Here is a 26,015-nt window from a genome sequence, read left to right on the forward strand (position 1 = left end):
GCGGGGATGACGTTTGGGGTGTGGGGTGCGGCGCGGGTCGGGTTCGATTCGTCGAAACTCTGGAATCCCGTCGTTCCCGCGCAGGCGGGAACCCATAATGAAGCACCGAAGTCACTCAGCATGGATTCCCGCGTGCGTGGGAATGACGGGTGGTCAGAACTTGTAGTTGTACGCCAGCCCGATCAACTGCATGCGGGTCTTCCACGTGCCGCGGGTCGTCTCGCCGTTGCCGGTGCAGCCCGTCATCACCGGATTGCAGTTGTTCGTGTAGTTGCCGCTCGCGTCGTTGAAGTGCAGCCAGCTGTACGCCAGGTCCAGCGACGAGGCCGGGGTCAGCTTCCAGTTCGCGCCGAACGACAGCTGCAGGCGGTCGGCGTCCGGCAGCGCCGCGTGGCGGAGCAGGTCGCCGCGGACCGGGGCGTCGTCATGGGCGATGCCGCCGCGCAGGGTCACGGCGTCGTTCAGCGCATAGTTCGCGCCCAGCGCCACGCGCACGGTGTTCTTCCACTGCTGGCGGATCACGAGGTCGCCTTCGTTGGTGCCGACGAACTGGATGTCGATGTCCTGCATGCGCGAGTTGCGCGTCCACGTCACGTCGGCCATGCCGGCCCATTTCGCATCGAACTGGTGGAAGGCGTTCAGCGACAGCGTCTCCGGCGTGCTGACGTCCACGCGCGCCGCGGAATTCGCGTGGTGCGAGGCGCCCTGCAGCACCTTGTTGACGACGGCGTCGCCCGTCACCGTCGAGAAGTCCCACAGCGCGCCGCCTTTCAGTTCATGCTTGATCGACGAGCGGTAGGCGATGCCGAAACGGGTATCCGGCGTCGGCGCGTACAGATAGCCCACGTTGAAGCCATAGCCCCAGTCCTTGCCGTCCACGCCCGCGTGCGCGTCGCCGGCCGTCGGAAGCAGCGCCGGGTTGCCGCCCAGCGCAGCGATCTGGCGCACCAGCGCGGCGCCGCCGCCGGCGGCCTGCGCGGCGGCGATCGAGCCCGGCACGTCCACGCCCTGGCGCAGGCTCGCCTTCATGTGTTCGATGTCGATGCCGAAGCCGAAGCTGTGCTGCTCGGAGAGCCTGAACGCCACCGACGGGTTGATGTTGATCGATTCCAGCTTGATGTTGGTGAGCGAGTAGCGGCCCGACCAGTTGTCGTCGTAATCCAGCTTGGTGCCGTACGGGACGAACACGCCGACACCGGCCGTCCACTGGTTGTCGATCTTCTGGCTGTAGTACAGCGTCGGGGCGGCCACGACGCTTGGTGCGTAGTCGTCCTGCGCCTTCACGCCGCCCGTGGACGTCCTGGTGAAGCGGGTCGAGCCGGCATCCTGGAACGTCGAGTGCGGAACGACGGCGGTGATGCCGCCGACGATCTGGCGGCCTCCCAGGCGCGACAGGCCGGCCGGGTTGGCGAAGAGGGTGGATGCGTCGGCGGCTTCGGCGCCGTTGGCTTCCGCCGTGCCCTGGGCGGACACGCTCTGGGAGCCGAAGCGGTAGCCGGAAGCGGTCGCGTCGAGCGACGCGCCCAGGGCCAGGGCGACGAGCAGGGTCAGGTGTTTCTGGTTCATCGGTCTCACTCCAAGTATCGATTCTTAGCCCGCCCCCGGGCCGGAAAGGCCGGGGTCGGCGGGAGCCGAAGCATACACCATTTCGTACGATCGTTCTATTTTCGCTCGCTTCGGTCGCGTAGCGGACACAGGTCGGGACCGCAGCAGGCGCAGGTCGACGACGGCATCGAACACGCCGGCCGTGCCAATACTTGTGTCAGCAATACGTTGTCAGGTCGACGATGCGGTAGCTGGCCTGTTCGCGCCCCTCGCCCGTCGTGATGAACGCGCCGGCACCGAGACGGTACAACTGCCCGCCGCCGGCCGGCATGCCCAGGCGCAGCGTGCCCGCATCGAGCACGACATACGTGCGCCTGTCATGCGCGGCCGGCTACGGCAAGGCCTGCACGACGGCGCCCGCCGCAATGCCGACTTCCACGGCGTCGATGGGCACTTCTGCGAGGCGCATGTTGGCGGTTTAATGATTTTTCGCATGGGAATACCAGAGAATTTTGACGAATTCGATTATTTGTTGCGCCGTACTTACGGCCCAAGGCGAGGTTTCCATTGACGGGTTGCCATATGGTCATTAGCATCGGGATGCATTCCATACCCACAACAAGGAGACACCATGCCACGCCCGACCCTGCCATCCCTGCTCGTGTTAGCGCTAACTACCATCGCCTCCGCCGTGCACGCCGCCAGCGGTCCCGTCGTGACGACGGACACCGGCAAGGTCCAGGGCGCCGTCGACAAGGGCGTGGCCAGCTGGAAGGGCATCCCGTTTGCGGCGCCGCCGGTCGGCGAGCTGCGCTGGCGCGCGCCGCAGCCCGCGGCCGCCTGGTCCGGCGTGCGCGCGGCGACGGAATACGGCCATGACTGCATGCAGCTGCCATTCCCCAGCGACGCCGCGCCGCTCGGCACGCCGCCGGCCGAGGATTGCCTGTACGTGAACGTGTGGCGTCCCGCGAAGGCGAAAGCGTCCGCGAAGCTGCCGGTGATCGTGTGGATCTATGGCGGGGGCTTCGTCAACGGCGGGTCGTCGCCGCCGACGTATTCCGGTGCCGCGCTGGCGAAGCAGGGCGTCGTGCTGGTCAGCTTCAACTATCGCCTCGGCCGTTTCGGCTTCTTCGCCCATCCCCAGTTGACGCAGCATGCAAAGGACGAACCGCTCGGGAATTACGGATACATGGACCAGCTGGCCGCGCTGCAGTGGGTCAAGCGCAACGTGGCGGCGTTCGGCGGCGATGCGTCCAACGTGACGATCATCGGCGAATCGGCCGGCGGCATGTCCGTCAACGCGTTGCTGACGTCACCGCGAACGCAGGGCCTGTTCGCGAAGGCGGTCGTGCTGTCCGGCGGCGACGGCAAGTCGGCCGATCCGGGGCTGGCTGCCGTCGAACAGATCGGCGTGAATTTCGCGACGGCCAAGGGCATCGCGGCGGACGATCCGCAGGCGCTGGATAAACTGCGCGCGCTGCCGGCCGAGCAAGTCGTCGACGGCATGAACCTGGCCAACCGCGCGCCGCAGAATCCGGCCACGTATGCGGGGCCGTTCGCGGACGGCAAGGTGGCCGTCGAGTCGGGCGCCGCGTTCGCGTCCGGCCGCTTTGCGAAAGTCCCCGTGATGATCGGCGCGACGAGTGCCGACATCGGCGGCAAGACTGGCTTCATGGTCGCGGGCGCGCGCAGCCTCGCGGGCCGCCTCGCCGCGCAGGGTGTGCCCGTGTACGCATACCGCTTCTCGTACGTGGCCGACAGCATCGGCAAGACGGGCGCGCAGCACGCGAGCGACATCCCGTATTTCTTCGACACGGTCGACGTCAAGTACGGCGACGCCGTCACGAAGAAGGACGTGGCGATGGGCCGCGCGATGAGCGCCTACCTCGTGAACTTCGCGAAGAAGGGCGACCCGAACGGCCGCAAGCTGCCCGCGTGGCCGCGCTATGCGGGCGACAAGGACGTGATCATGGATTTTGGCGCGGACGGCAAGCCGGTCGCGCTGCGCGATCCGTGGGGTTCGGAAATCGACGCCACGACCGTGGCGGCGGGTAGGTAAGGTGGGCTCCCCGAGCCCACGCGTGACGCCCGCGGTGTGTTGGCGTTACGCGTGGGCGGAGGGCCACCCACCCTACTAATACACGTCGCGGCGGTAGCGGCCTTCGTTTGTCAGCCCGTCGAGCGCTTGCGCGCCGAGGATGCCTTGCAGCGCCTCGTGCACGCCGCCGGCCATGCCTTGCAGGCTGCCGCAGACATAGATCGCGGCGCCGCGCTCGACCCACTCGCGCAGCCGGTCGGCGCGGTCGCGCAGCACGTCCTGCACGTAGCGGCGCTCGGCCTGGTCGCGCGAGAACGCGAGGTCCAGGTACGCCAGTTCGCCGTCCTCCCGCCATGCCTGCAGTTCGTCGCGCAGCAGGAAATCGTGGATCTGGTTGCGCTCGCCGAACAGCAGCCAGTTATCCATCCGGCCCGCGGCGATGCGCGCCTTGAGCAGGCCGCGCAGGCCGGCCAGGCCGCTGCCGTTGCCGATGGCGATCAGGGGCCGTCCCATGTTCGCGCCGAGGCGGAAGCGCTCGTGCGCGCGCAGGCGCAGGCGCACAAGGTCGGCCTCGGCGGCCTGGCCGCACAGCCACCCGGACGCCGCGCCGACACTTCCATCTTCCCGCCGCTGCAGGCGCACGAGCAGTTCGAGCCGGCCCTCCATCGGCAGCGATGCGATCGAGTATTCGCGCGGGTGCCCGGGATCCGCTGGCGGGCTGACCTGGGCGAGGTCGCCCGCTTCCCACGCCGGCAGCGCGCCGCCGACGGGTTCGAGCGCGACGCGGTACAACGGTGCGCCCGCGCTGCCGGGATTTTCCAGCGTGCGCGCGACGATGCGCCAGTTGCCGTACGCGGGCGCGTCCCAGTCCGGGGCGTCGTCCGTGCCGGCCAGGCGGCCCACGTGGTGCTGCCATTCCGCCAGCGCTTTGGCATCGCCGCGGTCCACGTCGATGCGGTCGAACAGGCGCGTCGCGCCCTGTTGCGCGAGCCAGGCGTCCAGCGCGCGGCCGAAGCCGCAGAAATTCGCGTAATTCCTGTCGCCCAGCGCGAGCACGGCGTAGTGCAGGTGGGACAGGTCGAGACCGGCCGCCATCAACCGGCCCGCGAACGGCGCGGCCGTGTCGGGCGCGTCGCCTTCGCCGTACGTGCTGGCGATGAACAGCACGCGCGTGGCGGAGGCGAGGCGGTCGCGGTCGAGCGCGGAGATGCAGATGGCGCGCGCGGCCAGGCCGCCCGTCGCCAGCAGTTCCGCGCTGCGTTTCGCGAGCACTTCCGCGCTGCCCGTCTGGCTGGCGTGGACGACGAGCCAGTCTGCGCCCTTGACGTCCATGGTGGTACGGTTGCGGTGGATGCGCCACATGCGGTACGACAGCCCGAGCCAGCCCAGGGACAGGGCCAGCGCGCCGGCGAGGCGCAGCGGTTCCGCCGTCATTGCAGCAGCGCCTTCCACGCCGGGGTCACGATTTCGTCCAGCGTGCCAGCGCGCCGCACGAGGACCCGAGCCGCCAGCGCGCGCGCCTCGGCGAACGCGACGCCGTCGTCCGGACCGAGCACGGCGAGGACGGTCGACAGCGCGTCGGCTTCCATGCACGTGGGCGCCAGCACGGTCACGGAAGCGACGTCGTTGGCGACGGGCCGGCCCGTGCGCGGGTCCAGCGTGTGCGACACGCGGCGCGCGCCGTGTTCGAAATACTGGCGGTAGTCGCCGGACGTCGCGATGGACAAGCCGTGCAGCGCGACGACGGCATGCGGCGTGGCGCTATCGGGAACGCCTTCGATCTCCACCCACCACGGATGCCCGTCCGGCTTCACGCCCGCCCCGCGCAATTCGCCGCCCACCTCGACGAGGTAGTGGTGGAGCCCCCGCCGCTCGAGGCATTGCGCGAGGCGGTCGACGGCGTAACCCTTCGCGATGGAGGACAGGTCGAGCCGGAGACCGCCCGGCTGCAGCAGCCGGCGCCCGTCGCGGTCGAACGACAGGCGCGCCGCGGCGCGTTGATCCAGCGTGTGCCCGATGGCGGCGTCGACCGGCGCATAGAACCCCGTGTGATCGTAGCGCCGCGCGGCGCCGAAGCCCCACAGGTCGACGAGGGCGCCCGCAGCCGGATCGTATGCGCCGCCGCTGGCCATGTGCGCCCACAGCGCGTAGTCGATCACGTCGAAGAATTGCGCGGGCAGGTCGACCCACGTGCCGGCCGGCGCGCGGTTGTAGCGCGACAGCAGCGAGTCGGGCTCCCAATGGCTCATCTGGGCGACGATCGCATCCAGTTCGGCCTGCAGCGCCGGGCGCGGATCATCGATGCGGCCGGCGGCGACGCTGACCGTCCACGTCGTCCCCATGCTCGCGCCTTCGAACGTGTGGATCCGGCTGCCCGGCGGCGGCACGGCCGGGGCGAGGTCGAGCGGAATGAGGACGGCGCGTTCGGTCAAGGTCACTCCGGCAGGATCTCGAAGGTGGCCGAGTAGCTGTAGCGCTTCGCCGGGCCGTCCAGGCCGCGCGGCGCGTTGGCCGGATACGCGGCGCTCAGCCAGTACATGTTCGGCGCGGGCAGGGTAAAACTGGCGTCGCCGTTCGCGTCCGTGGTGAGGCGCACTTCGTTCAGCGTGCCGCGGTATTTCACGCCGCCCGGGATCAGGCTGAACGGGAAATTCGCGAGCGGCTTGCCGTCCAGCTGGAAGCGGAACTTCGCTTTCTCGCCGGCGCGCAGTTCGGTCGGATTCGTCAGCGCGACCAGTTCCAGGCCCGAACCCGTCGGCTTCAGCGCGGCCGCCGTCGGCTTGTTCAGCGTGACGAACGTGTCCTGGCGCTGCACCATCGTCATGCTGCGCACGTCCGTGGCGCCGGCCGGGACTTCGTCCTTGACCGTCTGCGCGGTGGCGCGGAAGCGCTTCGTTTCGCCGTTCAGTGTATAGGAGCCCATCACGTTGACCGCGGCCAGGGTGACGCGGTAGGTGCCGTCCTTCGGCAACCGGATGTCGACGGTGGAGCGGTGCTTGCCGAGCGTCGCGGCCGGCGCCGGGGCCGTGTTGCCGTCCGGGTCGGTGACCGTGAGGCCGTCCAGCTTCTGCGGCACGAAGTCGTTTTCGAACAGGCCTTCCGAGATGGCGGCGTCGATGGTCGCCCACGCTTCGCCGCGGTCGGATTCGATGAGGCTCGTGTTCGGGATCATCCACGGACGGTGCGCCTGCGCGACGCAGGCGATGCCGGCCAGGGCGAGGGCGATGGCGATCTGCTTGATGTGCATGCTGGTCTCCTTACCTGATGCTGAGCGACACGACGCCCAGTTCTTCCTTGCCGGCGAAGACGGCGGCCACGTTCGATTTCGGCTCCCAGTGGAACGGCACCCGCACGAGTTCGCGGCCGCCCGCTTCGCGCGCCGCTTCGACGACGAGCTTGTAGTCGCCGGCCGGCAGCTTGTCCAGGCCGGCGCGGGCGGCCGGGATGGTCAATGTCTGCACGCCCGCCGTGCGCGTCGCGCCGCTCACGCCGTCCATCGGCAGCGTGACGTCGCGGCCGGCCTTGCGCCACCACGTGCGCAGGTCCTTGACCCACTTGGTGCCCGCGTTGTCGCGCTTCTTGACGTCGTACAGCACCGCCAGCGTGTTGGCGACGCTCTGGTCCGCGCGCTCGATCCAGATCGCGACGTAGGGCTTGTGGTACTCCGCCACGTTCAGCTGCGGCAGTTCGAACTTGACGGTGAGGTCGGCGGCCATCGCCCAGCTCGAGGCGAGCGGCAGGGTCAGGGCGAGCGAGTGGGACAGTTTCATGTCGGCTTTCGATGGATGGATTAATGAACGAACAGCAGGGCCAGCACGATCGGCAGCACGATGCCGAGGCCGATCACGGGCCACGTCGACGGCCGGTTGGCCGCGTGGTATTTCAGGATCAGGAAACCGGTGACGCAGAACACGACGCAGGCGATGGCGAAGATGTCGATGAACCAGCCCCACACGGGACCGGCGTTGCGGCCCTTGTGCATGTCGTTCAGCCAGGAGATCCAGCCGCGGTCGGTCGATTCGTATTCGGCATTGCCGTCCGCGCCGATGCGCAGCCAGGCGTCGCCGCCGGGGCGGGGCAGGGCGATGTAGGCGTCTTCCTCGCTCCATTCGGCGCGCACGCCTCGCACCTGCACGGGGAACGTCTGCTCGGCCCAGTCCGCCAGCGAGGCGGGCAGGGGGACGTTGGCGTCGGCATGGCCGGCGGCGAATTCCTCGACCTGGGTGCGCAGCGCCGGGGGCAGGGCGGCCTTCTGGCGCGTGACGGCCGGCTTCGCTTCGATCTGGGACGCGTGGTTCAGGGTAAAACCCGTGATGGCGAACAGCAGCATGGCCATCAGGCACAGGGCGGAACTGATCCAGTGCCATTGATGCAACTGGCGCAGGAATGTGGCACGCCGCGCGGCGGGCAGCGCGGTGGAGGTGGGGGATGTGGAGCCGGTCGGGAGCATGCGCAAATGATAACGATTATCATTTAGATGGTCAACCGCTGGTTCATGATTTAGTTGACAAGGTGAAAAAAAGTAATATCGGAATGAATAAAATGTCGTTGCAGGGTCAGCGGCGGCCGAATCCTTGCGTTACAATGTCGTGCGCCAATGGGCAGGTCGGTTGCATTGATTTGCCTTTAGAGTCCTTCCCCCACAACTTGATATGAAGTAAGTGCGATCCGCTAACCGGTCAGGCCGTGTCGCGGAAGGTTAGATTAACCCGCCCTAAAATCGCGAAACGCGAAGAAAGGTGAGCAAGAATGATGCAACAATATAACGCCAACTCGTACCTGTTCGGCGGTAATGCGCCGTACGTGGAAGAGTTGTACGAAGCGTACCTGAACAATCCGGGCTCCGTGCCGGACAACTGGCGCGCCTATTTCGACGCGATGCAGCACATGCCCGCCGTCGACGGTTCCGCCAAGCCGGACGTGGATCACTCGTCCGTGATCGCTTCGTTCGCCGAACGCGCCAAGCAGGGCCCGATCCGCACCGTGACCGCGTCGCCGGACGCCGAACTCGGCCGCAAGCGCGTCGCCGTGACCCAGTTGATCGCCGCTTACCGCTACCTCGGCTCGCGCTGGGCCAACCTGGACCCGCTGCAGCGCCAGGAACGTCCGCCGATCCCGGAACTGGATCCGGCCTTCTACGGCTTCACCGAAGCCGACCTGGACACCAAGTTCAACATCAGCAACACCTACTTCGGCCAGGAAGACGCATCGCTGCGCGACCTGCTGAACATGTTGCGCGACACCTACTGCCGTTCCATCGGCGCAGAATTCATGTACGTCAGCGATCCGACCGAGAAGCGCTGGCTGCAGGAGAAGCTCGAGTCGATCCGTTCGACCCCGACCTTCACCGCTGAAAAGAAAAAACACATCCTCGAGCGCCTGACCGCGGCCGAAGGCCTGGAGCGCTACCTCCACACCAAGTACGTCGGCGCCAAGCGCTTCTCGCTGGAAGGCGGCGAATCGTTCATCGCCTCGATGGACGAAGTGATCCGCCGCGCCGGCGAGCACGGCGTGCAGGAAATCGTCATCGGCATGGCCCACCGCGGCCGCCTGAACGTGCTGGTCAACACGCTGGGCAAGGCCCCGTCCGACCTGTTCGAGGAATTCGAAGGCAAGCACGCCGACGACCTGCCGGCCGGCGACGTCAAATACCACCAGGGCTTCTCGAGCGACATCTCGACCCCGGGCGGCCCGGTCCACCTGTCGCTGGCGTTCAACCCGTCGCACCTGGAAATCGTCAACCCGGTCGTGGAAGGTTCCGTCAAGGCACGCATGGAGCGTCGCGGCGACCGCCTCGGCAAGGAAGTCCTGCCGATCCTCGTGCACGGCGACGCCGCGTTCGCGGGCCAGGGCGTCGTGATGGAAACGCTGAACCTGGCGCAGACCCGCGGCTACGGCACGGGCGGCACGGTCCACATCGTCATCAACAACCAGATCGGCTTCACCACGTCCGACCCGCGCGACGCGCGCTCGACGCTGTACTGCACCGACGTCGTCAAGATGATCGAGGCGCCGGTGCTGCACGTGAACGCGGACGATCCGGAAGCCGTCGTGCTGGCCTCGCAGCTGGCGATGGACTACCGCACCGAGTTCCATAAAGACATCGTCGTCGACGTGATCTGCTACCGCAAGCTGGGCCACAACGAGCAGGACACGCCGGCTCTCACCCAGCCGCTGATGTACAAGAAGATCGCCAAGCACCCGGGCACCCGCAAGCTGTACGCGGACAAGCTTGCTGCGCAGGGCACCATCGCTCTAGAGGCCGGTGACCAGCTCGTGGCCGCGTACCGCGCCGCGATGGACGCCGGCAAGCACACCGTCGACCCGGTCCTGACCGACTTCAAGAACAAGTACGCCGTCGACTGGGCGCCGTTCCTGAACAAGAAGTGGACGGACGCCGCCGACACCGCCGTGCCGCTGACCGAGCTGAAACGCCTGGCCCAGCGCATCACGACCGTGCCGGAAAACTTCAAGCTGCACTCGCTCGTCGAGAAAGTGCTGGCCGACCGCGCCAAGATGGGCCAGGGCGAGCTGAACCTCGACTGGGGCATGGGCGAACACCTGGCCTACGCGTCGCTGCTGGCCTCGGGCTACGCCGTCCGCCTGTCGGGCCAGGACGCCGGCCGCGGCACGTTCGTGCACCGTCACGCCGTGCTGCACGACCAGAACCGCGAGCGCTGGGACCAGGGCATCTACCTGCCGCTGGCGAACGTGTCGGACAACCAGGCCAACTTCACCGTCATCGACTCCGTGCTGTCGGAAGAAGCGGTGCTGGGCTTCGAATACGGCTATTCGACCGCCGAGCCGAACACGTTGACGATCTGGGAAGGCCAGTTCGGCGACTTCGTGAACGGTGCGCAGGTCGTGATCGACCAGTTCATCGCGTCGGGCGAAGTCAAGTGGGGCCGCGCGTCGGGTCTCGTCATGATGCTGCCGCACGGCTACGAAGGCCAGGGTCCGGAGCACTCGTCGGCCCGTATCGAGCGCTTCCTGCAGCTGTCCGCCGACCACAACATGCAGGTCGTGCAGCCGACCACGGCCGCGCAGATCTTCCACCTGCTGCGCCGCCAGATGGTGCGTCAGTTCCGCAAGCCGCTCGTCATCTTCACGCCGAAGTCGCTGCTGCGTAACAAGGACGCCGGCTCGCCGCTGACCGACCTGGCCAAGGGCGGCTTCCAGACCGTCATCGGCGAACTGGACGACAAGATCGACGCCAACAAGGTCAAGCGCGTGATCGTCTGCTCGGGCAAGGTGTACTACGACCTGGTCAACGCACGCAAGACCCGCGGCACGACGGACACGGCCATCCTCCGCGTCGAGCAGCTGTACCCGTTCCCGCACAAGGCGTTCCAGGCCGAACTGAAGAAGTTCCCGAACGCCACCGAAGTGGTGTGGACGCAGGACGAGCCGCAGAACCAGGGCCCGTGGTTCCAGATCCAGCACAACGTGTTCGAAAGCATGGAAGCAGGCCAGCGCCTGGCATACGCCGGCCGTCCGGCTTCCGCGTCGCCGGCTGTCGGCTACACCGACAAGCACGTGGCGCAGCAGAAGGAACTGCTGGACACCGCGTTCTCGAAGTTGAAGGGGTTCGTCCTCACCAAGTGAGAACGGGGGGCGCCGCACGCTCGCGCGTGCGGCTCCTGACCAAACAAGCAGCGCACATCGACCCCGCGCTCTCCGCGCGGGGTTTTTTGCACAGAATACAAAAACGGAGTTTTCTAAATGGCACAAATCGAAGTCAAGGTCCCCCAATTGTCGGAATCGGTCGCCGAAGCGACCCTGCTGTCGTGGCACAAGAAAGTCGGCGAAGCCGTTTCGCGCGACGAGAACCTGATCGACATCGAGACCGACAAGGTGGTCCTGGAACTGCCGGCACCGGCTGCCGGCGTGATCGTGCAAATCATCAAGAACGACGGCGGTACCGTCGTCTCGGGTGAAGTCATCGCCATCATCGACACCGAAGCCTCGGCCGGCGTGAGCCCGCTGCAGGTGACCACTGCGCCGGCTGCCGCTGCCGAAGCCGCTGCCGCACCGGCTGCCGCCGCTGCCGCCACCGGCTCGAAAGGCGACGTCGCCATGCCGGCCGCCGCCAAGATCCTGGCCGACAACAACCTGACCGCCGCCGACGCCACCGGCACCGGCCGTGACGGCCGCGTGACCAAGGGCGATGCCCTGGCCGCCGTCGCCAACAAACCGGCCGTCGCCGCACCGGCACCGCTGCAGCAGCAAGCACCGAAGGCAGCCCTGCCGCAAGTCGCAACCCCGGTCGCGAACCTGGGCGACCGTCCGGAAGAGCGCGTGCCGATGAGCCGCCTGCGCGCCCGTATCGCCGAGCGCCTGCTGCAGTCGCAGTCGACCAACGCCATCCTGACGACGTTCAACGAAGTCAACATGGCACCGGTCATGGAAATGCGCGCCAAGTACAAGGACAAGTTCGAGAAAGAGCACGGCGTCAAGCTGGGCTTCATGTCCTTCTTCGTCAAGGCCGCCGTCGCCGCGCTGAAGAAGTACCCGATCCTGAACGCGTCGGTCGACGGTAACGACATCATCTACCACGGCTACTTCGACATCGGTATCGCCGTCGGTTCGCCGCGCGGCCTGGTCGTCCCGATCCTGCGCAACGCCGACCAGATGTCGATCGCCGAGATCGAGAAGAAGATCGGCGAATTCGGCCAGAAAGCCAAGGACGGCAAGCTGACGCTGGAAGACCTGACCGGCGGTACGTTCTCGATCTCGAACGGCGGCACCTTCGGTTCGATGCTGTCGACCCCGATCATCAACCCGCCGCAGTCGGCGATCCTGGGCGTGCACGCGACCAAGGACCGCGCCGTCGTCGAGAATGGTCAGATCGTCATCCGCCCGATGAACTACCTGGCGATGTCGTACGACCACCGCATCATCGACGGCCGCGAAGCCGTCCTGGGCCTGGTCGCGATGAAGGACGCGCTGGAAGATCCGGCCCGCCTGCTGCTCGACCTGTAATTCACGAACGGGGGCGCGCCCGCCTGGTGCGCCCGTGCGTGTGTCTGATGGAAGGGAATGATCATGATCTCCGATGAAATCAAGCGTTTGCACGAACTGCACCAGGCCGGCGCATTGACCGACGCCGAATTCGAACAGGCGAAGGCGAAGGTATTGTCCGGCGCCTCGTCGACCGTGAACCTGAACAAGAGCGCGAGTGCCGACGGTTCGTTCGCGTCCGAGCTGAACACCTTGCGCCGCTCGCGCACCGACCGCTGGCTGGGCGGTGTCTGCGGCGGCCTGGCGAACGTGTCGGGCGTGGATGCGTGGGTATGGCGGCTCGTGTTCGCGCTGTTCACCATCACGTTCGGGTTCGGGATCGTGATTTACCTGTTGTTGTGGATTTTCGTGCCGGAAGAGTGAGTCTTCGGGCGAAGAACGAATACGAAACCCATATCAACGTCGTTCCCGCGCAGGCGGGAACCCAATTTGAGCTTGCAGCATCGCGCACGGGACGTCTCCGTTCCGTTTGCACTTGGGCCCCCGCCTTCGCGGGGGCGACGTTGGTTGGAAAAAAAGGAAAGCGATTAGATGAGCACTGAAAAACAATTCGACGTCGTCGTGATCGGCGGCGGTCCTGGCGGCTACGTGGCCGCGATCCGCGCAGCGCAGCTGGGCTTCAAGACCGCCTGCATCGACGAATGGCAGAACGCCAAGGGCGGCCCGGCACTGGGCGGCACCTGCACCAACGTCGGCTGCATCCCGTCGAAGGCACTGCTGCAATCGTCGGAACACTTCGAGCACGCCGGCCACGCGTTCGCCGAGCACGGCATCGACGTCGCCGGTCTCTCGCTGAACCTGGGCCAGATGCTCAAGCGTAAGGAAGGCGTCGTCAAGGCCAACAACGACGGCATCGTCTACCTGTTCAAGAAGAACAAGGTCACCTTCTTCCACGGCCGCGGCACGTTCGCCGGCAAGGCAGGCGAAGGCTACACCATCAACGTGTCGGGCCCGACCACCGATTCGATCACCGCGAAGAACGTGATCATCGCGACCGGTTCGAACGCCCGCGAACTGCCGGGCGCAGCGTTCGACGAGAAAGTCATCCTGTCGAACACCGGCGCGCTGACCGTCGACGCCGTCCCGGCCCGGCTGGGCGTCATCGGCGCCGGCGTGATCGGCCTGGAGATGGGTTCCGTGTGGCGCCGCCTGGGTGCCAAGGTCACCGTGCTGGAAGGCCTGCCGACGTTCCTGGGCGCGGTCGACGAGCAGATCGCCAAGGAGGCGCACAAGCTGTTCACCAAGCAGGGCCTGGACATCCAGCTGGGCGTGAAGATCAACAGCGTGACCAAGGGCGACAACAGCGTCACCGTGGACTACGCCGATGCAGCGGGCGCCGCGAAGAGCGAAACGTTCGACCGCCTGATCATCTCGATCGGCCGCGTGCCGAACACCAACGGCCTCGGCATCGAGACCGTCGGCGTGCAGCTGGACGAGCGTGGCTTCGTGGCCGTCGACGACGAATGCCGCACCAACGTCCCGGGCATCTGGGCCGTGGGCGACGTCGTGCGCGGCCCGATGCTGGCGCACAAGGCGGAAGAAGAGGGTGTTGCCGTTGCCGAGCGTATCGCCGGCCAGCACGGCCACGTCAACTTCAACACGATCCCGTGGGTCATCTACACCTCGCCGGAAATCGCGTGGGTCGGCAAGACCGAGCAGCAGCTCAAGAAGGAAGGCGTCGCGTACAAGGCCGGCACGTTCCCGTTCATGGCCAACGGCCGTGCACGCGCGCTGGGCGACACGTCGGGCATGGTGAAATTCCTGGCCGACGCGACGACCGACGAAATCCTGGGCGTCCACATCGTGGGCCCGGTCGCGTCGGAGCTGATCTCGGAAGCCGTCGTCGCGATGGAATTCCGCGCGTCGTCGGAAGACATCGCCCGCATCTGCCACGCCCACCCGTCGCTGTCCGAAGCGACCAAGGAAGCCGCGCTCGCCGTCGACAAGCGTTCGCTGAACTTCTAAGTAACATCCGGGGCCATGCGCCTCGTTGGGTGGGCACCCCCGTGCCCACGCGAACGCTTGCGTCATGCCGGCGTACGCGTGGGCACGGGGTGCCCACCCTACGTTTTTATAGACGAATCCATGAACGTCCAAGAGTACTACCAGCACGCGCTGACCGAGCGCGGATTCAAGTCCGATCCCGCGCAGCAGCGCGCCGTCGACCGCCTGCAGGAGGCGTACGACGACTGGGTCGCGTACAAGTCGCAGCGCTCGTCCGCGTTCAAGCGCCTGATCAACCGTCCCGACGTCCCGCAGGGCGTCTACATGTGGGGCGGCGTCGGGCGCGGCAAGTCCTTCCTCATGGACAGCTTCTACTCGGTCGTGCCGGTCGTGCGCAAGACGCGCCTGCACTTCCACGAATTCATGCGCGCCGTGCACCGCCAGCTCGACGAGCTGAAAGGCGTGGAAGACCCGCTGATCGAGGTCGCCAGGCGCATCTCGAAGAAATACCGCCTGATCTGCTTCGACGAATTCCACGTGAACGACGTGGCCGACGCGATGATCATGTACAACCTGCTGTCCGCGCTGTTCGCCAACGGCGTGTCGTTCGTGATGACGTCGAACTACGATCCGGACAAGCTGTACCCGGACGGCCTGCACCGCGACCGCATGCTGCCCACGATCGCGCTGATCAAGGACAAGCTGGACGTCATGAACGTCGACGCCGGCATCGATTACCGCCACCGCGCGCTGGAACAGGTGCAGGCCTATTACACGCCGCTGGGCGCGGCCTCCGACCACGCCTTGCGCGAGGCGTATGCGAAAGTCGCCGACACGGCCGACGAGGATCCGCGCGTGCACATCGAACAGCGCGAGCTGCGTGCGCTGCGGCGTGCCGGCGGCGTGATCTGGTTCGATTTCGCCACCTTGTGCGGCGGCCCGCGTTCGCAGAACGACTACCTGGAACTCTCCAGCCAGTTCCACACCGTGATCCTGTCGGGCGTGCCGCGCATGTCGGCCGCGATGTCGTCGGAGGCGCGCCGCTTCACGTGGCTGATCGACGTGTTCTACGATCACAAGGTCAAGCTGATCATGTCGGCCGAGGTCGAGCCGGAGCTGCTGTACACCGAGGGTGCGATGTCGAACGAGTTCCATCGCACGGTGTCGCGTATCATTGAGATGCAGTCGCGTGAATACATGCTCGCCGAGCGCCGCGGCGCGGCCGACTCGCTGGCCTGAACGATCAAAGGAACCGAATGAAAGCAGACTTCGTCACAGACACCCGTAGCCGCATGCGCACGCTCGCCGTGGCGCTGTCCGCCGCGCTGCTGGGTGCGTGCGCCAGCCAGGACGTGGTGCCGCGCGAGGTGCCGCCGCCGCCCGTGACGTCCGTCGCACAGGCCGACCAGCAACTGGCCGCCGTCGCGCGCGAGCGCGCCGCGATCGAGGCCCGCTTCGCGGAACGGGAACGCGTCTGCTACGACAAGTTTTTCGTGAATAACTGCCTCGACGAGGCGAAGGAACGCCGCCGCAGCGCACTCGCCGCCCAGCGCGCGATCGAGGTGCAGGCCGAACACTTCAAGCGCCAGGCGGTCGTCGAGGAGCGCGACCGCAACCTGGCCGAAGCGGAACGCCGCTTCAAGGAGCAGGAGGCGCGCATGGCGGCCGAACCGCCGAAGCCCGCAGCGGAGCCGACGCCGGCGCCGGCGCCGCGCAAGGCGGTCGCGCCCGAGCGCATGGCCGAGCGCGACGCCCGCCTGCGCGCGCAGAAGCAGCAGGAAGCGGCGAACGCCGGCAAGCGCGCGCAGAACGTGCGCGACTACGAGGAACGCAAAGCGCAGTCGGAAGAACGGCAGCGCAAGGTTGCGCAGCGCAAGGCGGAGAAGGCTGCGAAGGCCGCGAAGGCCGCGAAGTAGGGGGGCACCCCGTGCCCACGCGTGACGCTCGCATCATGTTGGCGGCGTTCGCATCATGTCGGCGACGCTCGCATCATGTTGGCCACGTTCGCACCATGTCGGCGACGTTCGCATCATGTTGGCGTTACGCGTGGGCGGAGGGCCGCCCACCCTACGCCGCCTTGACGAGCTTCACGATGGCCATGCTGCAGTTCCCGCCCTTGCCCTGCGAGCGCTCGCCGGCCTTGTTGATCAGCATCTCGGACGCTTGACGGGGGCTCGACTTCGCGGTCACGGCACCCAGTTCGGCATCCGTGAAGAAATGCCACAGGCCGTCCGAGCACAGCAGGAAAACATCGTTCGCCGCGAGATCGAGGCGCTGGCCGAACGTGATGAACGGCTCCTTGCGGCTATTGCCCATCACATTCAGCAACAGCTTGGACTTGCGGTGGTTCTTCGCGGCGTCCGGCGGCAGGCGGTCGCTCGACACGAGGTGCTCGACATAGGCCGCGTCGCTCGTGCGCGCCAGGCACTTGCCGTCATGAAAGTAATACAGGCGCGAATCGCCCACGTGGGCCCAGACCGCCTCGCCGTGCGGCGTCAGGACCAGGCCGACGAAGCTGGCGTGCACATGGGCCTGTGTCGCGACGGCATTCATGTTGATGACTAGATGGGTTTCCTGCACGATGTCGCGCAACAATTGCTGCAGGCGCTCGACGGGCGGGCGGTCGCCCGGCTTGAATTCGTCGAACACGTGTTTGGCGGTGTGCAGGACCTGTTCCGCGCCGGCCGCGCCGGCAATGCCGTCGGACAGCACGGCCAGGACGTAACCGGGCGCGCGGGCGCCCGTCATGAGCGCGACCCGGTCGTTCTGCTGGGGGCGGTTACCGATATGCTGCGCGGTTCCCGCTTCTAACTTGTATGAGGTCATAAACGTGGCTTTCCGATACCGCCATGCCGGACTTTGTTGGCGGCAACGGCGGTGTAGTTTAAACTATGCACCGGTTTGCACTGGAGTTGCAAGCCGTAACAATGAATAGCGCGCCGCCCCGAGCCAGCGGGCATGCGTCTTCCCACCCCTTTACGCTTAACTGTTCGGAAATGCCTAACATGATCGACGTCCAGGAGATCCACCGCCGTATCGTTGAACTCGACGTGGAACATCGCGACCTCGACGCTGTCATCGACATGCTGACCCGCGACGGTCACGCCGACCAGTTGCAGTTGCGACGTCTGAAGAAACGCAAGCTGCAGTTGAAGGACCACATCACACTGCTGAAAATGCAGTTGGTGCCGGACGTTCCGGCATAAGCCCACGTTTTTTAAGCAGTCTCATTTTGACCGATCGCCTCCCCTTGTCCGAGTCCGACCTCGACGCCGCGCCCGCGCCTTCCGAACCTGCCGGCAAGTACGACGCCGAAGTCGACCGCATCTTCGGCGCCGGTGGCCCGCTCGCGCCCGCGGTCGGCACGTTCAAGCCGCGCCAGTCGCAGACCGAGATGGCGAAGGCGATCGCGCACGCGATCAGCGAGCAGGGCACGCTGATCGCCGAGGCCGGCACGGGCACGGGCAAGACGTTCGCCTACCTCGTTCCCGCGCTGCTGTGGGGCGGCAAGACGATCATCTCGACGGGCACCAAGAACCTGCAGGACCAGCTGTTTTCGCGCGACATCCCGACCGTGCGCGCGGCATTGCGCGCGCCCGTCTCGGTGGCGCTGCTGAAGGGCCGTTCGAACTACCTTTGCCACTACCACCTGGAACGCACGCTGTCGAACGGCCGCCTGACGTCGCGCGACGATGTCGGCCACCTGCGCGAGATCTCGCGTTTCATCAAGATGAGCCAGTCGGGCGACAAGGCCGAGTTGACGAAGGTCCCGGAAACGGCGTCCGTGTGGAACCTCGTGACGTCCACGCGCGAAAACTGCGTGGGCCAGGAGTGCCAGTACTACCAGGACTGTTTCGTGATGAAGGCGCGCCGCGAAGCGCAGCAGGCCGACGTCGTCGTCGTCAACCACCACCTGTTCTTCGCCGACGTGGCGCTGAAGGAAGGCGGCATGGCCGAACTGCTGCCGTCCGCCAACACGATCATCTTCGACGAGGCGCACCAGTTGCCGGAAGTGGCCACGCTGTTCTTCGGCACGACCGTGTCGACGGGCCAGGTGCTGGAACTGTGCCGCGACGTGTTGGCCGAAGGCCTCGCGCACGCGCGCGGCGGCGTGGACTGGGCGAAGGTCGTGACCGTCGTCGAGAAGGCCGCGCGCGACCTGCGCCTGACGTTCCCGGAAGGCGGCACGCGCTTGTCTCTGCCGCAGATCCCGCCCAGCTCGGAATTCTTCCCGGCGCTGGAAAAGCTGAAGGAAGAGCTGGAAGGGCTGATCGACGTGCTGGAAGCCCAGGCCGAGCGCGCCGAGACGATCGAGCAGTGCCGCGTGCGCGCCGTCGAGCTGCTGGAACAGTACAAGGCGTGGAAATCCGAGCCGAAGAAGGGTAAGGAAGTCGACGGGGCGCACCATGCGGGCGACGATGCCGTGCTGTGGGTCGAGGCGTTTTCCTCGTCGCTGCAATTGCACAAGACGCCGCTGTCGATCGCGCCGATCTTCGCCGGCCAGCGCGCCGGCACGCCGCGCAGCTGGATCTTCACGTCGGCCACGCTCGCGGTGAAGAACGACTTCAAGCATTTCACTGCCCAGCTCGGCATGACGGGCGAACCCGCGCAGAGTTGGCCGAGCCCGTTCAACTACCAGGAGCAGGGCATCCTGTACGTGCCGACCGGCCTGCCGGAACCGAACACGTTCGGCTACACGGACGCGGTCGTCGACATGGCGCTGCCCGTGATCGAAGCGGCGGGCGGCCGCTGCTTCTTCCTGTGCACGACGATCCGCGCCGTCAACCGCGTGGCCGAGCGCCTGCGCGAGGAATTCGCCGCGCGCGGCCTCGACTTCCCGCTGTTCGTGCAGGGCGAACGGGGCCGCACGGAATTGCTGGACTCGTTCCGCAACGCGGGCAATGCCGTGCTGGTCGGCAGCCAGAGTTTCTGGGAAGGCGTCGACGTGCGCGGCGAGGCGCTGTCGCTCGTCATCATCGACAAGCTGCCGTTCGCGCCGCCCGACGACCCGGTGCTGGCCGCGCGCATCGAAGTGATGGAAAAGAAGGGCATGAACGGCTTCGTTCACCACACCTTGCCGGAAGCCATCATCAACCTGAAGCAGGGCGCCGGCCGCCTGATCCGCGACGTCGAGGATCGGGGCGTGCTGATGCTGTGCGATCCGCGCGTGATCAGCAAGCCGTACGGGCGGCGGATCTGGCAGAGCTTGCCGCCGTTTCGGCGCACGCGGGTGCAGGCGGAGGTGATCGAGTTTTTCCGCGCTCCCAAAGCTTAGCCGTAGGGTGGGCTCCCCGAGCCCGCCTTCGACTTCGAATCTGCCGCTGAGTCGGAGATTCGGGGTCAGGGCCCTAAAAAAGCAAATTCGGGCCCTGACCCCCGGCTTCGTTGGCCGCTGCGTGGGAACCGGGGTCAGAGCCCTTTTAAAAGCAACACCGGGCTCTGACCCCTCTGCTTCGTTTTACGCTACCTTTGGGCTCGCCTCGCGCTACGCCGCGCAGCGGCTCCGCTGTCGCTTGTGTTCCCACAACATGCAGGATGGGTGACTTGTTTAGAGTCACACAGGCCCGGCCGGTGGCAGACTTCAAGGGGGAGCAATGGCGATACGTTATGGCTGCTTTTTCAGCTATGCCCATGGGCGGCACGAACTGATGCAGCGCTTCAAGGCCACGCTGGCCGATGCACTGCGCTGTTACCTCGAACCGTATTTCGACAACGAAGACGAACTGTTCATCGACACCGAACAACTCGGCGGCGGTGACGACCTCGACCGCAAGATCGCCCGCGCGCTGTGCGAAAGCGCGTGCATGGTGCTGATCTACACGCCCAAATACGAAGCCCATCCCTACACCCGGCGCGAGTACGCCGCGATGCGCCTGATCGAAGCCGAGCGCAGCACGTGGTACACGCTGCCCAGCCAGCTGATCATTCCCGTGATCATGACGCAGCATCCCGTCGGCCTGCCGCCGCAGATCAGCGAATCCACGTTCTACGTCGACTTCTCGCGCTTCACGATGGCCACGGCCGACCTGAAGTCGAACCCCGATTTCCTGCCGGACATCGACAAGATGGTCCGGCGCATCGTCACGCATTACCAATACCAGAAAAAAACCATGCCGCCGGCGCATGACTGCAACCAATTCGTGCTTCCCGCTGTCCCACCCGCATGGCGTGAGTTACCGGATCCAACCTTCCCAAAAAAATGAGGAGCCTTATGGAAACCAACCGCATCACCGCAGTACCGGCCGGTCAGGCCGGCGAGGTGACGACGTTCTACTCCTACGACAGCGCCCCCGTGCGCAGCCTTGCGCTGGCCCATGCCGCCTGGCTGCTTGCCGGGCGCGCGCATGCGAAGACACCGGTGCTGATGATCGACTGGGATCTGGAAGCCCCTGGCCTGCATCACTATTTTTCCCGCGCGGACGATGGGCAGCATGCCAGCGGCCTGCTCGAACTGTTCGAGAGTTGCCGCGAGCAACTGCACGGCAATACGTCGAACGACGACGCCGAGGCGCTGGCCGCGCGCGTGCTCGACACGCTGGACTGGGACGACTACATCGTCCGCGTCGACGACAGCCGGCCGCTGTACCTGATGCGCGCCGGCCGCTTCGACGACAGCTATGGCGAGCGCGTCGACCGGCTCGACTGGGACGCGCTGTTCTGCGCGTGCCCCGCGCTGTTCCGCACGTTCGCGGCGCAGGTGGCACGGCGCTTCGCCCACGTGCTGATCGATTGCCGCAGCGGCCGCTCGGCGGCGGCCAGCGTCTGCACCGCGCTGTTGCCGGACAAGATAGTCGGCGTGTTTACACCCGACGCGCGCAGCCTGGACGGCCTGCAGGGCGTCGTCGCGCGCGCGCTCGATTACCGCTGCAGCCACGAGGACGAACAGCGGCCGCTGCTCGTCTATCCGCTGCCCTGTCCGGTCGACGGCACCGGCGAAGGGCGGTTGCGCTGGCGCTTCGGCGACGCGCCACGGAGTCCGTCCGGCTACCAGGCCCGGCTCGAACGGATGCTGGCCGAGTGCTATGGCCTGTCCCGCGTCGTGCTCGACAGCTACCTCGACGAGGTGCAGCTGCCCCAGGCGGCCGTCAGCGGCATGGCACCGGCCGGCGGCCGGGCCCAGGCGGGCGAGCACGACCGGCTGGGGCCGCAGCGCGCCGTCGAAGCGCTGCTCGAATGGCTCGAGCCCGGCCATTTCCCGTGGCGCCCGTTGCCCGAGGTGCGGCTCGTGCAGGCCGTCGAATCGCTGCGCGAACGGGCCGCCGATCCGCAGGCCCCGAGCCTCGTGCGCGAACTGGCCCGGCTGGCCCAATTGTATTTAGGGCAACAAAGCGAACTGGAGGCCGCACGCCGCATCGAGCAGCACGTGATCGCGCTGGAGCAGGGCCTGCACGCCATGGAGGAGGGCAAGCGTGGCCACGGCACACCGCGCCGCGCCGGCGAACCGTCGCCGGATGCGCTGGACGACAAGCTGTCGCGCCTGCAGGAACTGATCGACAGCCGCAGTCCCCGCGAGGCGCGGGCACTGGCGGACAGCCTGCGCTCGACGATCCTGCGGCCGAGTGTGGCGCATCCGCTACGACGGCGCGGCGCCGCGATGATCAAGCAGGTCTACCTGCAGGAAGGCGACAAGGACGCGCTGCTGGCCTTCACGCTGGACGAGGTCTCGTCCCTCGAAGGCGCCCTGATCCAGGCGGCGGAAGGGCGTCCGCTGGTGGCGGGCTGACGTCGCGGCGGGGCGCGCGGCGGCGCGTCCGGGGGGCAATAAATGTGACGTCCGATTGGTCGATCTAGCCGTTGCTTCAGGTAAAATCGCAGGATGCGTATCCTTATCAGTAACGACGACGGCTATCTCGCCCCCGGCATCAACGCCCTGGCCGATGCGCTCGCGACAGTCGCCGACATCGTAGTGGTCGCGCCCGACAGCAATCGCTCGGGCGCGTCGAACTCGTTGTCGCTGGACCGTCCGCTGTCGGTGTCGAAGGCTGCCAATGGGTTTTATTTCGTCAACGGCACCCCCACCGACTGCGTGCACATCGCGTTGACGGGGATGCTCGACGTCCGCCCCGACCTGGTCGTCTCCGGCATCAACAACGGCCAGAACATGGGCGACGACACGCTGTACTCCGGCACGGTGGCGGCGGCGACGGAAGCCTATCTGTTTGGGATCCCGGCCATCGCCTTTTCCCAGGTGCATGGCGGCTGGGCGGAGGTGGAAGCGGCCGCGCGGGTGGCGCGCGACATCGTGCTGCGCCGTTTCGAGATGCTGGACACGCCGTTTTTGCTGAACGTAAATATCCCGAACCTGCCGTACGAGCAGATGGGACCGCTCGTGCCGACCCGCCTGGGCCGGCGTCACCAGGCCGAGCCCGTCATCCGCGGCCAGGATCCGCGCGGGCGCGAGATTTTCTGGATCGGGGCGCCGGGCGCCTGCCGCGACGCCGGCGAAGGCACGGATTTCCACGCGACGAGCCAGGGCTGCGTGTCGGTGACGCCCCTGCAGGTCGACCTCACGCACCGCGACCAGTTGGACCTGCTGCGGCGAGGGCTCGGATGAGCGAAAAGCGCAGCCAGTTTCCCCTGCCGCTCTCGTCCGTGACGGGCGGCGGCACCCGAAAGCCCGCTGCGCCGGCGCCGGTCGCCACGCCGCAGACGGCGACCCAGAACGCGCGCAACAGCCAGGCGCAGCCGCCCGGCGGTCACCGTGGCGCGCCGGCCGGCGTGGCGGGCACGACCAAACCGTCCCAGCCGCAACAGACCGTCGTCCGGTCCGACCTGGCGGCAACGGAAGCGCCGCGCCGTGCGATGGCGGCCCGGGCCGCGCGCCAGGGCGTCAAGGACCCGCAGGTGCTGGCCGCGCTGGAAATCGTGCCGCGTCATATGTTCGTCGAGCCGGGCATGCTGGCCCAGGCGTATGTCGACATCTCGCTGCCGATCGGCCACAACCAGACGATTTCGCAGCCGTACATCGTCGCGCGCATGATCGAGTTGCTCAAGGACAGTAAGAAGCCGCTGCACCGCGTGCTCGAGATCGGCACGGGGTGCGGCTACCAGGCCGCTGTGCTGTCGTGCGTGGCGCAGGAGGTGTATTCCATCGAGCGCATCAAGCCGTTACATGAGCTGGCGAAGGCCAATCTGCGTCCGTTGCGTATCGCCAATCTGCGCTTGCAGTACGGAGATGGTATGCTAGGGCTCCCGCAGGTGGCCCCGTTCGACGGCATCATCCTGGCGGCGGCCGGTCTCGAGGTGCCGCGTGCATTGCTCGAGCAGATGGCCATTGGCGCCCGCCTGGTGGCGCCCGTCGGTGCTCAGGTCCAGCACCTGCAGCGCATTACCCGTACCGGCAAGGCGGAATGGACCAGCGAAACGCTGGAAGCCTGCCATTTTGTCCCGCTGCGGCCAGGCATCGCTTGAATGCCAGTTGTTGTAAAAGAATTATAGAGAGAATGAAACTTACGCCCCGCTTAGCCCTGTTGACCCTTAGTCTCGGCATCCTGTCCGCCTGCAGCACCGAGACCCGCGTAGCCCCCGTGATCGACCGTCCGGCTCCGACCGCATCCAGCTTCCGTCCCCGCCCGCAACCGGCCCCGGTGCCGGCCGCCGAGGAGTCGAAGCCCGACGCGCGCGGCACCTATACCGTGCGGCGCGGCGACACCTTGCTGAAGATCGCCCTCGACCACGGCCAGAATTACCGCGACCTCGTCGCCTGGAACAACCTGGCCGATCCGGACGACATCAAGGTCGGCCAGGTGCTGAAAGTGGCGCCGTCCGAGCGTAACGGCAACGGCGTCGTGACGTCGCCGATCGCGATGCCGGGTGCCGAGAAGGCGCCGGCCGTGCCGAAGAAGACGGAGCCGAACGGCGCCAAGAAGCCGTACAGCGAATCGAACCTGGCCGCGAAAGAAGACAATCCGAAGGCGGAAAAAGTGATCTCGGCGGGCGTGACACCAGGCACCACCGTCACCGCGAACGACGACGAAAAACTGAGCTGGATGTGGCCGTCCGACGGCAAGATCATCGCCACCTTCGACGAAGGCAAGAACAAGGGCATCGACATCGCCGGCAAGATGGGCCAGCAGGTGATGGCCGCGGGTTCCGGGAAGGTGATGTATGCCGGTAGCGGCATCCGCGGATATGGTAATCTCGTGATTGTTAAGCACAGCAACAGCTTGTTGTCGGCATATGCGCACAACCGCACCATCCTGGTGAAGGAAGGTCAGAACGTGACCAAGGGCCAGGCGATCGCGGAGATGGGCGATTCCGATGCCGACACCGTCAAACTGCATTTCGAGATACGCCAGCAGGGCAAGCCGGTCGACCCGGCCAAGTTCCTGCCCAGTCGCTAGAGAGAGCCGATGACCTTGCCCGCCGACCCGCTGGACAACGACACGCCGGAAGAGAATCCGGATGAACCGCTGGACGACGGCGGGTTCGGGGCGGACGGCGTCGACCGTGCCGAGATGCTGCCGGAAGGCGCGGCGACGGCCATCGTCGACACCGTCGACGAGCTCAAGAGCGTCCTGCAGGCCGAGCTCTCGACGGACACCACCCAGCATTACCTGAACCGCATCGGCGCCAAGCCGCTGCTCACGGCCGAACAGGAAGCGCACTACGCGACCCTGGCCAAGGCGGGCGACTTCAATTCGCGCCAGAAGATGATCGAGCATAACCTGCGACTCGTCGTCTCCATCGCCAAGCACTACATCAACCGCGGCGTCGTGCTGCTCGACCTCATCGAGGAAGGCAACATCGGCCTGATGCGCGCGATCGACAAGTTCGAGCCGGAGCGCGGCTTCCGCTTTTCCACCTACGCGACGTGGTGGATCCGCCAGAGCATCGAGCGCGCGATCATGAACCAGGCCCGCACCGTGCGCCTGCCCGTGCACATGGTGCGCGAGTTGAACCAGGTGCTGCGGGCGAAATACCACCTGGAGGCCCAGCACCACGACGGCAAGGAAGCGAGCGCGGAAGACATCGCCAGCCTCGTCGGCCGGCCCGTGGAAGAAGTGCAGGACATCCTCGCGCTGTCCGAACACGCGACGTCGCTCGACGCCCCGCTCGACAACGATCCGCAGAGCAGCCTGATGGACATGCTGCCGGACGAGGGCGACGTTAGCCCGGACGCGCACGCGGAGCAGCACGAAATGACGGTGCTCGTGCGCGACTGGCTGCAGAAGCTGCCGGACAAGCAGCGCCTTGTCGTGATGCGCCGCTTCGGTCTCGACAACGACGACCCGGCCACGCTCGAAACGCTGGCCGAGGAGATGGGCGTGACGCGCGAACGGGTGCGCCAGATCCAGCAGGAAGCCCTCGTCAAACTGAAACGGGCGATGGCCGCCCGTGGCGTCGTCCGCGATTCCTTGCTATGATGCCCGGCTGGCCGGAATGGCCACGAAATCGTCATTCCCGCGCAGGCGGGAATCCATACTGAGCAACCGCAGCCGACACGCAGGCGTTCCGGCTCCGCGAT

General features: G+C 66.6%; 23 protein-coding genes. 15 read left to right on the top strand and 8 right to left on the bottom strand.

The features are described from left to right. Positions 1-153: 153 nt before the first annotated feature. Together ACEN98_RS10335 and ACEN98_RS10340 are read right to left on the bottom strand one after the other, a co-directional pair. Positions 154-1,566 (bottom strand): OmpP1/FadL family transporter, encoded by a 1,413-nt coding sequence (locus tag ACEN98_RS10335; protein ID WP_413384039.1) that lies wholly within the window; start codon positions 1,564-1,566, stop codon positions 154-156. A 196-nt stretch (positions 1,567-1,762) separates the two neighbouring features. Further along, on the bottom strand, positions 1,763-1,906 hold the full coding sequence (locus ACEN98_RS10340; protein WP_413384041.1) for a hypothetical protein: 144 nt from the start codon (positions 1,904-1,906) through the stop codon (positions 1,763-1,765). A 270-nt stretch (positions 1,907-2,176) separates the two neighbouring features. Between ACEN98_RS10340 and ACEN98_RS10345 the strand changes: the two genes are divergently transcribed. After that, entirely contained in the window at positions 2,177-3,604 is a 1,428-nt protein-coding gene (locus tag ACEN98_RS10345) for a carboxylesterase/lipase family protein (protein WP_413384043.1), read from the top strand. A gap of 75 nt (positions 3,605-3,679) precedes the next feature. Here ACEN98_RS10345 and ACEN98_RS10350 read toward each other — a convergent pair whose 3' ends face one another. Genes ACEN98_RS10350 through ACEN98_RS10370 form a run of 5 tightly spaced genes read right to left on the bottom strand, consistent with a single transcriptional unit; the run spans position 3,680 to position 8,033 of the window. After that, entirely contained in the window at positions 3,680-5,017 is a 1,338-nt protein-coding gene (locus tag ACEN98_RS10350) for a sulfite reductase subunit alpha (RefSeq protein ID WP_413384045.1), read from the bottom strand. Next, complete coding sequence (locus ACEN98_RS10355; protein WP_413384047.1) at positions 5,014-6,021, bottom strand: FAD:protein FMN transferase; 1,008 nt, start codon at positions 6,019-6,021, stop codon at positions 5,014-5,016. The genes ACEN98_RS10350 and ACEN98_RS10355 overlap by 4 nt, the downstream gene beginning before the upstream one ends. Beyond that, positions 6,018-6,830: a DUF4198 domain-containing protein gene (locus tag ACEN98_RS10360; protein WP_413384049.1), complete on the bottom strand. Its 813-nt coding sequence runs from the start codon at positions 6,828-6,830 to the stop codon at positions 6,018-6,020. Before ACEN98_RS10360 ends, ACEN98_RS10355 begins: the two co-directional genes overlap by 4 nt. A 10-nt stretch (positions 6,831-6,840) precedes the next feature. Continuing rightward, positions 6,841-7,353: a DUF2271 domain-containing protein gene (locus tag ACEN98_RS10365; RefSeq protein ID WP_413384051.1), complete on the bottom strand. Its 513-nt coding sequence runs from the start codon at positions 7,351-7,353 to the stop codon at positions 6,841-6,843. Between the two features lie 20 nt (positions 7,354-7,373). Further along, the gene (locus tag ACEN98_RS10370) at positions 7,374-8,033 is read right to left on the bottom strand and encodes a PepSY-associated TM helix domain-containing protein (RefSeq protein ID WP_413384053.1); all 660 of its coding nucleotides are present in this window, start codon (positions 8,031-8,033) and stop codon (positions 7,374-7,376) included. Between the two features lie 299 nt (positions 8,034-8,332). On the opposite strand from ACEN98_RS10370, the gene ACEN98_RS10375 reads away from it, so the two are divergent. The 6 genes from ACEN98_RS10375 (at position 8,333) to ACEN98_RS10400 (ending at position 16,464) form a co-directional block, all read left to right on the top strand. Next, a complete protein-coding gene (locus tag ACEN98_RS10375) occupies positions 8,333-11,188 on the top strand; it encodes a 2-oxoglutarate dehydrogenase E1 component (RefSeq protein WP_413384055.1) in 2,856 nt (951 codons plus the stop codon). Positions 11,189-11,305: 117 nt separating this feature from the next. After that, the gene (odhB, locus tag ACEN98_RS10380) at positions 11,306-12,565 is read left to right on the top strand and encodes a 2-oxoglutarate dehydrogenase complex dihydrolipoyllysine-residue succinyltransferase (RefSeq protein ID WP_413384057.1); all 1,260 of its coding nucleotides are present in this window, start codon (positions 11,306-11,308) and stop codon (positions 12,563-12,565) included. A gap of 60 nt (positions 12,566-12,625) precedes the next feature. Next, positions 12,626-12,967 (top strand): PspC domain-containing protein, encoded by a 342-nt coding sequence (locus ACEN98_RS10385; protein ID WP_413385974.1) that lies wholly within the window; start codon positions 12,626-12,628, stop codon positions 12,965-12,967. A gap of 168 nt (positions 12,968-13,135) precedes the next feature. Next, positions 13,136-14,569: a dihydrolipoyl dehydrogenase gene (gene lpdA / locus ACEN98_RS10390; protein WP_413344283.1), complete on the top strand. Its 1,434-nt coding sequence runs from the start codon at positions 13,136-13,138 to the stop codon at positions 14,567-14,569. 120 nt (positions 14,570-14,689) lie between these two features. After that, positions 14,690-15,787 carry a cell division protein ZapE gene (gene zapE, locus ACEN98_RS10395; protein WP_413384059.1) on the top strand — a complete coding sequence of 366 codons (1,098 nt, stop codon included), beginning with the start codon at positions 14,690-14,692 and terminating at the stop codon, positions 15,785-15,787. Positions 15,788-15,804: 17 nt separating this feature from the next. Then, positions 15,805-16,464 carry a hypothetical protein gene (locus tag ACEN98_RS10400; RefSeq protein ID WP_413384061.1) on the top strand — a complete coding sequence of 220 codons (660 nt, stop codon included), beginning with the start codon at positions 15,805-15,807 and terminating at the stop codon, positions 16,462-16,464. 151 nt (positions 16,465-16,615) lie between these two features. Here the strand turns inward: ACEN98_RS10400 and ACEN98_RS10405 are convergent, their stop codons facing one another. Then, positions 16,616-17,374: a PP2C family protein-serine/threonine phosphatase gene (locus ACEN98_RS10405; protein ID WP_413384063.1), complete on the bottom strand. Its 759-nt coding sequence runs from the start codon at positions 17,372-17,374 to the stop codon at positions 16,616-16,618. Between the two features lie 179 nt (positions 17,375-17,553). On the opposite strand from ACEN98_RS10405, the gene ACEN98_RS10410 reads away from it, so the two are divergent. From ACEN98_RS10410 to rpoS, 8 genes are all read left to right on the top strand, one after another. Continuing rightward, positions 17,554-17,754: a YdcH family protein gene (locus tag ACEN98_RS10410; RefSeq protein WP_413384065.1), complete on the top strand. Its 201-nt coding sequence runs from the start codon at positions 17,554-17,556 to the stop codon at positions 17,752-17,754. A 26-nt stretch (positions 17,755-17,780) separates the two neighbouring features. Then, a complete protein-coding gene (locus ACEN98_RS10415) occupies positions 17,781-19,823 on the top strand; it encodes an ATP-dependent DNA helicase (protein ID WP_413384069.1) in 2,043 nt (680 codons plus the stop codon). 319 nt (positions 19,824-20,142) lie between these two features. After that, positions 20,143-20,751 (top strand): toll/interleukin-1 receptor domain-containing protein, encoded by a 609-nt coding sequence (locus tag ACEN98_RS10420; RefSeq protein WP_413384071.1) that lies wholly within the window; start codon positions 20,143-20,145, stop codon positions 20,749-20,751. Between the two features lie 8 nt (positions 20,752-20,759). After that, positions 20,760-22,271, top strand: a complete 1,512-nt coding sequence (locus tag ACEN98_RS10425) for a hypothetical protein (protein ID WP_413384073.1) — start codon at positions 20,760-20,762, stop codon at positions 22,269-22,271. A 93-nt stretch (positions 22,272-22,364) separates the two neighbouring features. Then, on the top strand, positions 22,365-23,102 hold the full coding sequence (gene surE, locus ACEN98_RS10430; protein ID WP_413384075.1) for a 5'/3'-nucleotidase SurE: 738 nt from the start codon (positions 22,365-22,367) through the stop codon (positions 23,100-23,102). Then, the gene (locus tag ACEN98_RS10435; protein WP_413384078.1) at positions 23,099-23,959 is read left to right on the top strand and encodes a protein-L-isoaspartate(D-aspartate) O-methyltransferase; all 861 of its coding nucleotides are present in this window, start codon (positions 23,099-23,101) and stop codon (positions 23,957-23,959) included. The genes surE and ACEN98_RS10435 overlap by 4 nt, the downstream gene beginning before the upstream one ends. A gap of 32 nt (positions 23,960-23,991) precedes the next feature. Further along, entirely contained in the window at positions 23,992-24,891 is a 900-nt protein-coding gene (locus tag ACEN98_RS10440; protein ID WP_413384080.1) for a peptidoglycan DD-metalloendopeptidase family protein, read from the top strand. 9 nt (positions 24,892-24,900) lie between these two features. Continuing rightward, the gene (gene rpoS, locus ACEN98_RS10445) at positions 24,901-25,914 is read left to right on the top strand and encodes an RNA polymerase sigma factor RpoS (protein ID WP_413384082.1); all 1,014 of its coding nucleotides are present in this window, start codon (positions 24,901-24,903) and stop codon (positions 25,912-25,914) included. The last annotated feature ends 101 nt before the right edge of the window (positions 25,915-26,015 follow it).

This window comes from Massilia sp. CT11-137, assembly GCF_047302885.1.
Lineage (GTDB): Bacteria > Pseudomonadota > Gammaproteobacteria > Burkholderiales > Burkholderiaceae_D > Telluria > Telluria orientalis.

What these genes read in the sequence shown, in the direction of transcription:
- ACEN98_RS10335 (WP_413384039.1), bottom strand. Translation starts at nt 1,566, where the DNA reads ATGAACCAGAAACACCTGACCCTGCTCGTCGCCCTGGCCCTGGGCGCG.
- ACEN98_RS10345 (WP_413384043.1), top strand. Translation starts at nt 2,177, where the DNA reads ATGCCACGCCCGACCCTGCCATCCCTGCTCGTGTTAGCGCTAACTACC.
- ACEN98_RS10350 (WP_413384045.1), bottom strand. Translation starts at nt 5,017, where the DNA reads ATGACGGCGGAACCGCTGCGCCTCGCCGGCGCGCTGGCCCTGTCCCTG.
- ACEN98_RS10360 (WP_413384049.1), bottom strand. Translation starts at nt 6,830, where the DNA reads ATGCACATCAAGCAGATCGCCATCGCCCTCGCCCTGGCCGGCATCGCC.
- ACEN98_RS10365 (WP_413384051.1), bottom strand. Translation starts at nt 7,353, where the DNA reads ATGAAACTGTCCCACTCGCTCGCCCTGACCCTGCCGCTCGCCTCGAGC.
- ACEN98_RS10370 (WP_413384053.1), bottom strand. Translation starts at nt 8,033, where the DNA reads ATGCTCCCGACCGGCTCCACATCCCCCACCTCCACCGCGCTGCCCGCC.
- ACEN98_RS10375 (WP_413384055.1), top strand. Translation starts at nt 8,333, where the DNA reads ATGATGCAACAATATAACGCCAACTCGTACCTGTTCGGCGGTAATGCG.
- odhB (WP_413384057.1), top strand. Translation starts at nt 11,306, where the DNA reads ATGGCACAAATCGAAGTCAAGGTCCCCCAATTGTCGGAATCGGTCGCC.
- lpdA (WP_413344283.1), top strand. Translation starts at nt 13,136, where the DNA reads ATGAGCACTGAAAAACAATTCGACGTCGTCGTGATCGGCGGCGGTCCT.
- zapE (WP_413384059.1), top strand. Translation starts at nt 14,690, where the DNA reads ATGAACGTCCAAGAGTACTACCAGCACGCGCTGACCGAGCGCGGATTC.
- ACEN98_RS10400 (WP_413384061.1), top strand. Translation starts at nt 15,805, where the DNA reads ATGAAAGCAGACTTCGTCACAGACACCCGTAGCCGCATGCGCACGCTC.
- ACEN98_RS10405 (WP_413384063.1), bottom strand. Translation starts at nt 17,374, where the DNA reads ATGACCTCATACAAGTTAGAAGCGGGAACCGCGCAGCATATCGGTAAC.
- ACEN98_RS10410 (WP_413384065.1), top strand. Translation starts at nt 17,554, where the DNA reads ATGATCGACGTCCAGGAGATCCACCGCCGTATCGTTGAACTCGACGTG.
- ACEN98_RS10420 (WP_413384071.1), top strand. Translation starts at nt 20,143, where the DNA reads ATGGCGATACGTTATGGCTGCTTTTTCAGCTATGCCCATGGGCGGCAC.
- ACEN98_RS10425 (WP_413384073.1), top strand. Translation starts at nt 20,760, where the DNA reads ATGGAAACCAACCGCATCACCGCAGTACCGGCCGGTCAGGCCGGCGAG.
- surE (WP_413384075.1), top strand. Translation starts at nt 22,365, where the DNA reads ATGCGTATCCTTATCAGTAACGACGACGGCTATCTCGCCCCCGGCATC.
- ACEN98_RS10435 (WP_413384078.1), top strand. Translation starts at nt 23,099, where the DNA reads ATGAGCGAAAAGCGCAGCCAGTTTCCCCTGCCGCTCTCGTCCGTGACG.
- ACEN98_RS10440 (WP_413384080.1), top strand. Translation starts at nt 23,992, where the DNA reads ATGAAACTTACGCCCCGCTTAGCCCTGTTGACCCTTAGTCTCGGCATC.
- rpoS (WP_413384082.1), top strand. Translation starts at nt 24,901, where the DNA reads ATGACCTTGCCCGCCGACCCGCTGGACAACGACACGCCGGAAGAGAAT.